Source organism: Mycobacterium sp. GA-2829 (assembly GCF_001499965.1).
In the GTDB taxonomy this organism is placed as follows: Bacteria; Actinomycetota; Actinomycetes; order Mycobacteriales; family Mycobacteriaceae; genus Mycobacterium.
Window position 1 is genome coordinate 56,393 of the sequence record NZ_LQIT01000016.1, and the last position, 12,104, is coordinate 68,496.

General features: G+C 68.7%; 14 protein-coding genes. 5 read left to right on the forward strand and 9 right to left on the reverse strand.

The window, feature by feature from the left end; genetic code table 11:
• Positions 1-897, forward strand: coding sequence for an ATP-grasp fold amidoligase family protein (locus tag AU194_RS11840; protein WP_082698608.1), 897 nt, complete (start codon positions 1-3; stop codon positions 895-897).
• A 4-nt stretch (positions 898-901) separates the two neighbouring features.
• On the opposite strand, the gene AU194_RS11845 is transcribed toward AU194_RS11840, so the two are convergent.
• Both AU194_RS11845 and AU194_RS11850 read right to left on the reverse strand, forming a co-directional pair.
• Positions 902-2,035 (reverse strand): cellulase family glycosylhydrolase, encoded by a 1,134-nt coding sequence (locus tag AU194_RS11845; protein ID WP_059089435.1) that lies wholly within the window; start codon positions 2,033-2,035, stop codon positions 902-904.
• An 87-nt stretch (positions 2,036-2,122) separates the two neighbouring features.
• On the reverse strand, positions 2,123-2,830 hold the full coding sequence (locus tag AU194_RS11850) for a FadR/GntR family transcriptional regulator (RefSeq protein WP_059089436.1): 708 nt from the start codon (positions 2,828-2,830) through the stop codon (positions 2,123-2,125).
• 123 nt (positions 2,831-2,953) lie between these two features.
• Between AU194_RS11850 and AU194_RS11855 the strand changes: the two genes are divergently transcribed.
• Positions 2,954-3,496, forward strand: coding sequence for a gluconokinase (locus tag AU194_RS11855; protein WP_059089437.1), 543 nt, complete (start codon positions 2,954-2,956; stop codon positions 3,494-3,496).
• Positions 3,483-4,913: a GntP family permease gene (locus AU194_RS11860; RefSeq protein ID WP_059089438.1), complete on the forward strand. Its 1,431-nt coding sequence runs from the start codon at positions 3,483-3,485 to the stop codon at positions 4,911-4,913. The genes AU194_RS11855 and AU194_RS11860 overlap by 14 nt, the downstream gene beginning before the upstream one ends.
• 45 nt (positions 4,914-4,958) lie before the next feature.
• On the opposite strand, the gene AU194_RS11865 is transcribed toward AU194_RS11860, so the two are convergent.
• The 5 genes from AU194_RS11865 to AU194_RS11885 are packed head-to-tail and all read right to left on the reverse strand — an operon-like array spanning position 4,959 to position 9,522.
• Positions 4,959-6,323: a TRAP transporter large permease gene (locus AU194_RS11865; protein WP_059089439.1), complete on the reverse strand. Its 1,365-nt coding sequence runs from the start codon at positions 6,321-6,323 to the stop codon at positions 4,959-4,961.
• Positions 6,320-6,865 carry a TRAP transporter small permease subunit gene (locus tag AU194_RS11870; protein WP_059089440.1) on the reverse strand — a complete coding sequence of 182 codons (546 nt, stop codon included), beginning with the start codon at positions 6,863-6,865 and terminating at the stop codon, positions 6,320-6,322. Before AU194_RS11870 ends, AU194_RS11865 begins: the two co-directional genes overlap by 4 nt.
• Entirely contained in the window at positions 6,862-7,959 is a 1,098-nt protein-coding gene (locus tag AU194_RS11875; RefSeq protein WP_059089441.1) for a C4-dicarboxylate TRAP transporter substrate-binding protein, read from the reverse strand. Before AU194_RS11875 ends, AU194_RS11870 begins: the two co-directional genes overlap by 4 nt.
• Before the next feature lies 1 nt (position 7,960).
• Complete coding sequence (locus AU194_RS11880; RefSeq protein ID WP_059089442.1) at positions 7,961-8,758, reverse strand: carbon-nitrogen hydrolase family protein; 798 nt, start codon at positions 8,756-8,758, stop codon at positions 7,961-7,963.
• Positions 8,755-9,522 (reverse strand): HpcH/HpaI aldolase/citrate lyase family protein, encoded by a 768-nt coding sequence (locus AU194_RS11885; RefSeq protein ID WP_082698610.1) that lies wholly within the window; start codon positions 9,520-9,522, stop codon positions 8,755-8,757. The genes AU194_RS11880 and AU194_RS11885 overlap by 4 nt, the downstream gene beginning before the upstream one ends.
• Positions 9,523-9,604: 82 nt before the next feature.
• Here AU194_RS11885 and AU194_RS11890 point away from each other — a divergent pair, with 82 nt between their 5' ends.
• A complete protein-coding gene (locus AU194_RS11890) occupies positions 9,605-10,324 on the forward strand; it encodes a GntR family transcriptional regulator (protein WP_059089443.1) in 720 nt (239 codons plus the stop codon).
• On the opposite strand, the gene AU194_RS11895 is transcribed toward AU194_RS11890, so the two are convergent.
• On the reverse strand, positions 10,274-10,858 hold the full coding sequence (locus AU194_RS11895; protein WP_059089444.1) for a DUF308 domain-containing protein: 585 nt from the start codon (positions 10,856-10,858) through the stop codon (positions 10,274-10,276). The genes AU194_RS11890 and AU194_RS11895 overlap by 51 nt on opposite strands.
• Positions 10,859-10,917: 59 nt before the next feature.
• On the opposite strand from AU194_RS11895, the gene AU194_RS11900 reads away from it, so the two are divergent.
• Complete coding sequence (locus AU194_RS11900; protein WP_059089445.1) at positions 10,918-11,478, forward strand: TetR/AcrR family transcriptional regulator; 561 nt, start codon at positions 10,918-10,920, stop codon at positions 11,476-11,478.
• Between the two features lie 6 nt (positions 11,479-11,484).
• Here AU194_RS11900 and AU194_RS11905 read toward each other — a convergent pair whose 3' ends face one another.
• Positions 11,485-12,087, reverse strand: coding sequence for a TetR/AcrR family transcriptional regulator (locus tag AU194_RS11905; protein WP_082698609.1), 603 nt, complete (start codon positions 12,085-12,087; stop codon positions 11,485-11,487).
• Positions 12,088-12,104: the final 17 nt, after the last annotated feature.

The following is a 12,104-nucleotide window of genomic DNA, read 5'->3' on the forward strand; positions in this document are numbered from 1 at the left end:
GTGCAACCTTCCGAGGTCCGATGGCGCGAGCGCAGCCGCATCGTGCGCGCGGTCCGGCTCTGGCGGACCCGCGATCCGCGGACGTTCCGCGACAAGGTGCGGTACAAGATGCTGCGCGACCACCGGGCGCTGGTGGTGACGTTCGCCGACAAGGCCGCGGTCCGCGACTACGTCGCGACAACGGTTGGCGGACACATTCTCCCGCATGTTTTCGCGATCCTCGACGACCCCGCCGACCTGCTCGCGGTAGACCTGCCGGACGCCTACGTCGTCAAGCCGACCCACGGCAGCGGGGCCGCGATCGTGGTCTCCGACCGGGCGCCGCGCGAGGCCCGGCTGCCGACCACGCCGGGTGACTGGACCTACCGACACGTCCGGCCGGAGTGCGCACCCCGCGAGGAGATCGTCCGCATCGCCCGCGGCTGGGTCGCGCAGCTGTACGGCCAGGGTCCGAACCGCGAATGGGTGTACGGGCAGATGCCGCGCCGCGTCATCGTCGAGGAACTCCTGACCGGCGACGACGGCGCGATCCCGGACGACTACAAACTGTTCGTCTTCCACGGCAAGTGTGCCTACATCCAGGTCGACACCGGCCGCTTCGACAGGCGCACGCGGGACTTCTTCCGCCCGAACTGGGAACACGTACCGCTGCGCGGCGGGCTGCCGTGGGCGGACCCCGTGCCGCCACCACCCGCGCGGCTGGGCGAGATGATCGAGCTGGCCGAGAAGCTGGGCGCGGAAACCGATTTCGTGCGTGTTGATCTGTACCACCTCGACGGCCGCATCGTGTTCGGCGAGCTCACCAGCTTCCCCGCCGGTGGGGACAGCCCGTTCGACCCCGAGCACTTCAACGACGAGTTCGGCGCGCACTGGACGGTGCCGCGGTGCTACCGCTGAGCGGTCAGCCGTCCGCCACCCCGGCGAGCTTCTGGATCACGCGGATCTCTTTGTCCGCGTATGGCGTTCCGTCCGGGCGCAGCAGGTCGCTGAACCAGGGGTCGGGCGCTTCGGTGTAGGGCTTCTTCCACGAGTCCCACGGCAGATACGTCTGCGTCCGGCCTGCGACGAAACCCCAGTTGTAGGCGCCGACGTTGCGTCGTTTCGCCACCGGCAGAACGCCTTCGACGGTGCTGCCCAGGCCCCGCGCCAGGTACTCGGTGCAGATGATCGGACGGCCCAGCGGGGTGAGTTCGTCGATGCGGTTTTCGAACTCGGACGGATTCCCGTAGCTGTGGAAGGTGACGATGTCGGAGTGGTCGAGCTGCACACTGGCGACCTTGCTGCGGCGCTTCGGATCCCGCCAGTGGCCCTGCCACACACCGCTGGTCACCGGTTGGGCCGGGTTGACGGCGCGGGTCCACTGGAAGACGTGTGGGAGGAACGCGGCGACGAGTTCCTGTTTGTCCTCGTGTTCGGTCTTGCGATAGTCCTTCGCCGGATTGTCCGGCTCGTTCCATACGTCCCACGCCAGTACGCGTGGGTCGTTGCGGAACAGTCCGACCACGCCCGTGACGTAGCTCTGCAGCACCCGGGTGTACGCGGGATCCTGCAGGCGGGCGGCGCCGGGGCTCTGCACCCACCCGGAGTTGTGCACGCCCGCGACCGGAGCGCGCTGACGGCCCGCCTTCGGCTGTGGATCCCAGCAGGAGTCGAACAGGACAAACATCGGTTTGATCTGGTGGCTGGCCGCGATGCCGACGAACTGCGCGAGCCGCTGGCTGAAGCCGGCCCGGTCGGTGGCCCACAACAGGTCGTGCAGGAACACCCGGACGGTGTTGAAGCCGACCTGGCGGGCCAGGCGGAGTTCGGCGTCGATGCGGCGCGGATCGTAAGTGCCGGCCTGGAACATCTCGATCTGGTTCGCCGCCGTCGAGGTGACGTAGTTGGCGCCGATCAGCCAGCCCTGCTGCGCGTACCAGGCGTTGGCGCGGTCCGCCGGCCAGCGGCTCGGCTCCGCGGAGGCCACCGGTAGCTCGGTCAGCGCCGCGGCCGCTGTCAAGAGCAGCGAGAGCTTGAGGGCCGTTCGCCGGTGCACCTCGTGACCATAGTGGTTCTCAGCGACTGTTCAGCGTCAAGGTGTCATCCTGCAACACAACGGGTTTCGAATCGTTACCGAAGCGGCCTAGGTCGTCTCGTCGACCACCGCGGCGGCGGCCTCGTCGATGATCGCACGCATCGCGTCCTCGGCCTGCTTCGCCTCGCCCATCCGGATCGCCCGCGCCACCTCGTCGTGGAGTGCGATCGCGTCGATGTTGGGTTTGGTGGGCATCATCCCGTGCTGGGTGCGGCCGGTGAGCACCTCGGCGACCACGCCGGTCAGCGCGCGGAACATCTCGTTCCCGCTGGCCTCCAGCAGGGTCTGGTGAAACAGCTTGTCCGCCAGCAGGTATGCGTCGAGGTCGCCGGACCGTCCGTGCACGACCATGTCGGACACCGCCGACGCCATCACACGGCACTGATGCGGGGTGGCGCGCCGCGCGGCGAGTGCCGCCGCCGCCGGTTCGAAGCCCAGCCGCAACTCCGACAGCGAGACCAGCAGGCCGGTGCGATCACCGACGTCCAACCGCCAGCGGATCAGCATCGGGTCGAACACGTTCCACTGCTCGGCGGGTTGCACCGTGATCCCGACGCGGCGACGGGATTCGACCATCCCCATGGACTCGAGGACCCGGATCGCCTCACGGGCGACACTGCGCGACACCGCGTGTTCGGCGCTCACCCCGTCGAGGGTGAGGATGGCCCCGGGCAGGTACCGACCGGACACGATCGCCGTCCCCAACGCAGTCACCAGACTGCCGTGGAGTGCGCCTGCGACGTGCCGATCGAGCATGCACAAATCATGTCAGACGCCTGCGCCCAGTGGTAGCACCTGATGTTTTCGATCCGCCTCTTGCAATAGTATGCCTATTGCGGCACGCTATGTGATGTCGAGCACAGGGAGTAGGTGGAGGGTATGGCATCACCGATCGTCGTCATGGGCGTATCGGGGTCGGGTAAATCGACGGTCGGCGCGGCGCTCGCACAGCGGTTGCGGGTCCCCTTCGCCGACGCCGACGACTTCCACCCGCCGCAGAACATCGCGAAGATGACCGCGGGCCAGCCGCTCGACGACGACGACCGGACGCCGTGGCTGGAGTCGATCGGTGAGTGGCTGGCGCGCCACCACGGCGGGGGCGTGATGAGTTGTTCGGCGCTCAAACGCCGGTACCGCGACCAACTGCGCAGCCATTGCCCCGACGTCGAGTTCCTGCACCTGGCCGGAACGGTCGAGACCATCGGCAGACGCCAGGCGAGCAGGCCCGGACACTTCATGCCCGCGACGCTGCTGGCGTCGCAGTTCCAGACCCTCGAGCCGCTCGAACCCGACGAGGGGGGCGTCGTCATCGACGTCGCCCAGAGCATCGACTCGATCATCGAGAGTTACGTCCACACAACGGATTCGCGAGGAGTAGCGATGGAGAGCACCCTGGTCGGAGGTTCGCATGGAGGCCATTGATCCCGCATACGGGACCGGCACGCTCCTGTTGATCGCGGCGGCCGCCGTCGCGCTGCTGCTGTTCCTGATCATCAAGGTGAAATTGCACGCCTTCCTGGCGCTGGTACTGGTGAGCGCACTGACCGCACTGGCCGCGGGAATCCCCGTCGGCGACGTCCCCAGCGCGCTGTCCTACGGCTTCTCCAACACCCTCGGCTCGGTCGCCCTACTCGTCGGGTTCGGCGTGATGATCGGCCGGCTCCTCGAGATCACCGGCGGCGCACAGGTTCTCGCCGACACCCTGATCGGCCGGTTCGGGGAGAAGCGGGCGCCGCTGGCCCTCGGCGTGGCCGCCCTGCTGTTCGGTTTCCCGATCTTCTTCGACGCCGGGCTCGTCGTCTTCCTGCCCATCATCATGACCGTCGCGCGGCGTTTCGGCGGCTCGCTGCTGCTGTACGCGTTCCCGGCCGCGGGTGCGTTCGCGGCCATGCACGCCCTGGTCCCACCGCATCCCGGTCCCGTCGCGGCCGCCGAACTGCTCGGCGCCAACATCGGTCTCACGCTCCTGATCGGCGTCCCGGTCGCGGTCCTGTCCTGGTACGTCGGCGCGTTCCTGGTCTCCCAGATCATCGGCCGCCGGGTGTACATCGACATCCCCACCTCGCTGTTCGGTGAGATCAACGGCGGCCGCACCGATGAGCCCGCCGACGCGCCGGGCGCCGCGGGTGGCACTGCCCGCACCGCCACCCGCACACCGCCTGCGTTCATGACCGTGCTCGGTGTGCTGCTGCTGCCGTTCGTGCTGATCTCGTGCAACACCGTGGTCGACACCCTGCAGACCGCGGGCGTGATCTCCGAGGACGCCACCTGGGCGGAGTACCTCAAACTGGTCGGCACCACGTCGATCGCACTGCTGATCACCGTGATCGTGGCGACGCTGGTGCTCGGACTGCGCAACCGGTCGATGGCCGACGTGAGCGACATCCTCGACAAGGCGCTGGGACCGATCTGCGCGATCATCCTCATCACCGGTGCGGGCGGCATGTTCGGTGGCGTCTTGCGGCTCAGCGGTATCGGCGACGCGCTGAGCAGTTCGCTGTCGAACCTCGGCATCTCGCTGATCCTGCAGGCGTTCGTCATCTCCACACTGCTGCGCGTCGCCCAAGGTTCGGCCACCGTCGCGCTGACGACGACGGCCGGCCTGCTCAGCGCGGCCGTCGCGACCGCGGACCTGAGCAGTGTGCAACTCACCGCGCTGGTGATGGCGATCGCGGCGGGGGCGACGGTGCTCTCCCACGTCAACGACTCCGGGTTCTGGTTGGTCAGCCGGTTCTTCGGGATGGACGTGAAGACGACGCTCAAGACGTGGACGGTCCTGGAGACGACGCTGGGGCTCAGCGCCTTCGTGCTCAGCCTCGTGCTGTGGATGATCGCCTAGGCACATGGCGCCTCACCGGCAAGATCGTCATCGTGCCCTGACGGGTCACTGCGCACCCGACATCGACGGCAGGAACGTGATGATCGCGGGGAAGGCGATCAGCAACGCGACCACCACGAGGTCGGCCACGATGAACGGGACGATGCCGCGGAAGATGCGGCCCAGCCCGGCCTCACGCACGGCCCCGGAGTACACGAACGCGTTCATCCCGACCGGCGGTGTGATCAGCGCCATCTCGGCGACCTTCACCACCAGCACCCCGAGCCAGATGCCGTCGAATCCGTAACCGGTCAGGATCGGATGCAGCAGCGGTGCGGCGATGAGGATCATCGAGATGCCGTCGAGGAACATGCCCAGCGGCAACAGGATCGCCAGGCACAGCACCAGGACCAGATACGGCGGCAGGTCCGCCGCGGTGACCGCGTTCACCAGCGAGCTGCTCGCCCCGCTCAGCGCGAGGACATAGGTGAACACGCCGGCGCCGACCATCAGCAGGAAGGTCATCGCCGTCAGGCCGACGGCCTCGCGCAGCGCCTCGCCGACCTCACGGATCCACGCCGGCGGTCGCGTCCGCAGCAAGAGCACGACCAGGGCGGCGAGCGCACCGAAGGACGCGGCCTCGGTCGGCGTGGCCAGCCCCAGGTAGATGGTGCCGATCGACACGGCGAAAATCACTGCCAGGTAAAGGAATCCGATGATGTCGAGGCGGCCCGGCTCGTCGTTCGCGGCGGCGGTTCCGTCGTCGGCGGGGGCCTGCTCGGTGGTCGGCTCACCGGAGCGGACACCGGCGCGCCGCCGTTGCCACATCACCAGACCGACGATGGTGACCGCGTAGACCGCGATGGTGAGCAGCCCGGGCCCGATGCCCGCGATCAGCAGCTGGCCGATGCTCTCCTCGGTCACGACGCCGTAGAGCACGAGCACGATCGACGGTGGGATCAGCACTCCCAGTGTGCCGCCGGCGCAGACCACACCCGCGGCCAGGCGGATGCTGTAGCCCGCGCGCACGATCGCGTCGGTGGACACCCGGGCCATGGTCGCGACCGTCGCGACGCTCGATCCGGTGACCGCGGCGAACATCCCGGAGCCGGCCAGCGAGGCCAGCGCGGGCCCACCCGGAAGGCGCCGGAGGACCGCCGAGGCGAGGTCGAAACCGGCCTGCGCCAACCCGGCTCGCACCGCGAAGATCCCCATCACGATGAACAGCGGGATGATGGTCAGCGAGTAACTGGCCGCCGTGCTGAACGGTTGGTTGGCCACGGTGCTGACGCCGGCGCCGGTACCGCGCAACAGCAGCACCCCGACGAACGCGGACGCCATCAGCGACAGGCCAACGTGCAGCCGGATCGCCAGGAGCGCGAAGAACAGAACGAGGACGACGATCAGCACGACGCCGGTGGTGGCGGTCATCGGGCCGCCTCACTGTGCTCGGTCCGCAGTGCTGGATTCCGTCGGCCCGCCGACAACGCGGCGACGGTGAGCACTTCCTTCCATACGGCGACCACGAAGAACATCGCGAACGACGCCAACAGAACGAGTTTCGCCGGCCAGGTCGGCAGCCGGAGGATGTCGTTGGTCGTCTCCCCCCGCTCGGTCGCGCTGATCAGGACCTCGGTCAAGCCCCACGTCATCAGCAGCGCGAGCCCGATGAGCAGCAGGGTCCGCACGACCGACAGCACCAGCCGCATCCGTGCCCCGAACCTGTTCTCGAACAACTCGACCACCACGTGGCGCCCGTCGGCCTCCGCCGATGCCAACCCGAGGAACGCGATCGCGACCAGCAGCATGGTGGCGATGTCGACGGTCCCGACGATCGAGCGGTCCCTGGCGTTGCGGCTCACCACGTCGGCGATGGTCAACAGGATGACCCCGAGCAGCAGGACCCCCGCGACGACGCTCATGGCGCGGGCGACCACGGTCACCGCCCGCGGCAGGGTGACGTTCTCGGTCATCGGCCCTCTCCTTCGAGGCAGGCGTAGAACTGATCGGCGTACCGCGATCGGGCGGACTCTTCGCGGATGATCCGGCGGTAGTCGTCCAGTACGCCCTGTGCGTCGTAGCCGCGTTCGGCGTAGCGGTCGACCCAGTCCTGCGCGATGCCGGCGCGGTCCTTCCATGCGGCGACGTCGGCGGCGGGCATGGTGGCCAGCTGCGTACCGGTGCTGCGGAGATCGGTGCACGCCCTGGCGCCGAGTTCATCCATCTCCTCGAGCCCGTTGGCGATCGCCCGGCCGGACGCCTCACCGATCGCGTCCTGGTACTCGGGCGGCATCTTCTCGAACAGTTCGGAGTTGATCACCACGATCGACGACGCGTAGGCGCCGATACCGGGATCGACGAGATACGGGGTGTTGGTGGACAACCCGAACGTGGGCAGGTTGGCGATCGCGAGCGAGGTGTACCCGTCGATGACGCCGCGCTCCATGGATTCGTAGACGTCGGTGGCGGTCATCGAGACCGGGTTGGCGCCGACGGCGAGCAACGCCTCCGAGGTCAGCCCACCCGAGCGAATGCTCCTGCCTGCCAAGTCTTTCGGCGTGGCCGCCGGTTCCTTCAACCCGATCAGGTTGATGCCCAGCGGCAGCGGGAACAGCAGTTGCACGCCCTGGCGGTCGAAGTCGTCGCGGTAGGTCTCGTTCTCCTCGTAGAGCCGCTCGATGGCCGTCATCTGGACCTGGGGGTTGTTCGTCTCGAACGGCAACTCGATGACCGTGAACATCGACAAGTCCGACGCCGAGTACAGCGAACCGACCTGGGCGAGATCGGCGCGGCCGTCGAGGGTCGCCTGCAGTGATTCGTCCGCCCCGACGAGGCTCTCCGAGTAGTGGAAGGTGATCGTGACGCCGCCGCCGGTGCGCTCCTCGACCTCGTCGGCCCAGCGTTGCATGGTGATCGACTGGTCGGAGGTCGGCGACGAGTACGTCGTGTAGTGCAGGACGTACTTCCCGTCCTGCACAGCGCAACTCGACAGGGCGGCCGCACTGGCCACCGCCGTGACGACGGCCGCCGCGCGGCGCAGTCGGCGGACGATCCGGACGGGGCTCATCTCACGCCTCCGGCTGGACGCGGTACCGGCGCAGTGTGAGCGCCGGGTTGACGGTGCGGACGCGCTCGAGCCGGTCGCGCTCGAGGCGGGCCACGCCGATCCCGGCGGCCTCGCCGAGCGCGGCGAGCGGGATGCCCATCGGGTCGAGGATGACGCTGTTACCCGAACCGGCGGGGGCGATCTGGTCGGCGGCCAGCACATAGACGGTGTTCTCGATGGCGCGGGCCCGCAGCAGGGTGTTCCAGTGGTACTCCTTGAGCGGCCCGGGCACCCATTCGGCGGGCAGCGCGATCACGTCGACGCCCGCATCCACGAGAGCACGGGACGTCTCCGGGAACCGGAGGTCGTAACAGGTCTGCATGCCGACGGTGAACCCGTTGACGCGCAACAACTCCGGTGGTGCCGGGTCAGCGGCGACGACCCGGTCGGACTCCTTGTAACCGAACGCGTCGTAGAGGTGCACCTTGCGGTAGACGGCCGCGATCCTGCCGTCCTGGATGCCGACGAGCGTGTTGTGGATCCTGCCGTCGCCGGCCACCTCGTTGACCCCGGCGATGACGGTCAACCCGAGGTCCGCGGCCGCCTCGGTCAGCCTGCTCACCGATGGCCCGTCCAGCGTCTCGGCGGCGTGGACGAAACGATCGTCCATGGCGGGCACGGTGAACACCGCGTACTCGGGCAGCACGACCAGTTCGGCGCCCTGAGCGGCGGCCTGCCGGAGCAGATCGACGATCGTGTCGACGTTCGCCGCCTTGTCCTCCCCGGGGGCGAACTGGGCGATCGCGGCGGTCAGGGTCATCGCGCGCTCCTCACGTCGTGGCTGATCGTCTGCAGGTTCTGCATGGTCGCGGTGAACCCGGCCAGCATCGCGCCGTACTGCATCGACGCGACGATCGTGTGGGCACCCTCCTCGAGAGCCAGGCGCTGTTCGGCGGCGCTCCACGCGGGCAGCACCCACGGCTTGCCCGCCGCGTTGGCGGCCCGGGCGAGGTGGCGGATGTCGGCGAGGTCGGCCTCGGTGACGCCGTAGGCGCCGCGCTCACGGCGCAGGGACAGATCGGACGGTCCGATGAAGATGCCGTCGACGACGGGAAGCGCCAGGATGGCCTCGATGTCGTCGAACGCGGAGGCGTCCTCGATCATGGGGTAGCAGTGGGTGTTCCGGTCCTGGGCGGTCACCCAGTCGTCGGTGAACCCGCGGTAGTCCGAGGTCCGGCCGCCGGCGAAGGACCGGTCACCCAGCGGCGGGAACTTCGCGTACCCGCAGATCTCCGCGGCGTGCTCGGCGGAGGTGATGTGCGGGATGGCGACCGCGTCGGCGCCGAAGTCGAGCGCCTGCTGGATCGGGCCCCGTTCGGGCCCGAGCACCTTGGCGATCACCCGCATCCCCTTCGCGCGGATGAGCGGGATGAGCCAGTCCAGGGCGCGCAGGTCGAACAGGCCGTGCTCGATGTCGAGCACCACGGTGTCGTACCCGGCGAGCGCGCCCATCTCGACGGCCGCCGCCGACGGTTCGGTGAGCCAGATCGACACCGCGGGGCGGTGCTCGGGAGGAACGGTCATCGCCTGCCTCTTCTCGGTCCGCATCTGTAGACACGTTGTATACACGAAGAATGCACGGCGTGTAAATGGTTCAATGGTCGTTATGTCCACCCCTGGGGGCCGCGCCCGCGCGGCAGCGGTCAAGACGTCCGCGGGCCAACGCGCCTACGAGTGGATTCGCGACGCGATCCTCAACGGCGAGTACGCCGAGGGTGAGTTCATCGACGAGGTCGCGCTCGCGGCGAAGGTGAACACCTCCCGCACCCCCGTGCGGGAAGCCCTGCAGCGGCTGCAGGTGGAGCGGTACGTCGACCTGCTACCCCGCCGCGGCGCGCAGGTACGCGTCGTCACGGCTGGCGAGATGCGGGAGATCTACCAGGCCCGGTTCGTCCTCGAATCTGATGCGCTACGCACGATCTGCCAGCGCCGGGCGGGCGTACCCGACAGCGCCCGGGCGCTCATCGAGGACATGGAACAGGCTGGGCGAGAACATGATTGGAACCGGTTCGCACAGCTGGACCAGGTGTTCCATTCCGAGATCGTGCGCCACCAACGCAATGCGGTGATCGCCGAACTGTACGACGCGCTGCAGCCCCGTCAGGTCCGGCTCGGCACCCGCACCCTGGCCGAGGCGCCCGCCCGCCTGGCCATCATCGAACAGGAGCACCGCGAGCTGATCGCCGCCCTGGACCGCCATGACGCCGAGGCCAGTGTCGACGTGCTCCGCAGGCACCTGCGGGAAGTGCCCGAGCTCGTGGACGCGTTCTCCGCGTCACGCGGACCGAACGCGGCGGCGCACCACCACGAACAGCCAGGCCGCTGACACCAGGAAGTAGAAGGCGCCGAACGCGGCATAGGGCGCGATGTCGGCCACGCTCGGCGTCTCGGGCCCGCCGGCCTGCTTGAGGAACAGCGCGCCCGCGCCCGCGGACTGCACGCCGCTGACCACCATCAACCACTGCGCGCCAACGGTTTTCCACCGACGGACGGCCGTCGCCAGCTGCAGCAGGCCGGACAGGGCCGCCCACAGTCCGAAGACGCCGAGGACCGCGTTCAGGCTCGCGGGCAGCGCGATGGCGACGGCCACCGTGGTCACGCAGGACACGGCGGTGTTGACCGCCTGAGTGGGATTGCGTCGCAGGCCGCCGTTCTGGTGTGCGTCGACGGTGTTGGCGAGCGCATCCCACGCCGGGTAGATCAGCAGGAGCACGGCCGCCACGGGTGTGGACATCGTCCCGATGGTGACCGCGGCGGCGACCCAGACGAGCGAAACCGCCCCGCGCAGTGCGTAATACCTCGTCAACCAGCGGTCGGTGCCGGTGACGGCGGAGCGGTCGTTGAGCGTCTTGTCGGTCATGGTCTTCCTCAGGGGTGTGCCGGCTTTGTAGTCGATTGACTACAGACTAGTGTAGCCATATGACTACAGCCGGCGCCGAACAGCGGGGCGCGGCGGCCCGGATCCGGCCGACGGTGCTGGCGCACGCCGCCGATCTGTTCGCCGAACGCGGGCCCGCGGCCACCTCGCTGCGCGACATCGCGGACCGCTCAGGAGTCAACGCGGGCCTCATCTTTCGGCACATCGGCAACAAGGAGGCCGTGGTGGCCGCCGTGCTGGACTTCATCGCCGAGGATCTGGTGGCCGCCCGAGACGCGGACTCACCGCGCGACGAGGTCGAGACCCGTATCGAACGCAGTTGGAAGGTGATCGCCCGGGCACTGCTGGACGGCTTCGACGTCGGCAGGCTTCAGCACGGCTTCCCCAATGTCGATCAGTTGGTGGCGGCCGCGCACGACCGCCACGGCGACGAGCACGCGGCGCGGGTCGCCATCGCGGACGCCCTGGCGTTCCAACTCGGCTGGCGGCTGTTCGGGCCGTTCGTCAGGACGGCAACGGGTCTCGACCCCGACAGCCCCGACCCGGTGGGCGATCCTTCCGAGGCGGCCACCACCGAGTTGGGTGACCCGCGCGGACTCTGACCGGACTCAGTGCGAGCCCGCCGCGCGCCGGCAGATCTCGGCGCAGGTCTTGCTCGCCCGCGCCAGTTCGGCGTTCGAGATCCGCGACGCCTGATAGAAGTTCCGCTCGATCATCCAGCACAGTGCCGTCGCGATCGCCGACGACTCGTCGACGCCCCGCCCCGCGGGTACACCCATGTTCTCCAGGATCGTCCTGATGGCGTCGATGAACAGGTCGGCGGTACCGGCCCACAGTGCGTCGAGTTCGTCGATGGACGCCGCGAGGTCGATCGCGGTGCGCATCACGACGCCGTGTTCACGCCAGACCGCCTCCGTCCGTTTCATCGCGGCGTCGATCGCCGCCGCCCCCCGGGCCGCGTCCTGGATTGCGGCGCGGGACTTCTCGTGGAGGACCTCGACGTAGCGGGCGAACAGCGCGGTGATGACCTCCTGCTTCGAACCGAAGTAGAAGTACAGGGCACCGCGCGTGATGCCGGCGCCGTCGGCGATGTCCGCGATCGTCATCGCGTCATAACCCACCGCCGCCAGGAGGAGTTCGGCCGCGTCGAGGATGGCCTCCCGGCGCAGATCACCCTTGCGCGGTGCGGTCGAGCGCCGTCGGGTCGTCACGCGGCCAAAGCTAGCAC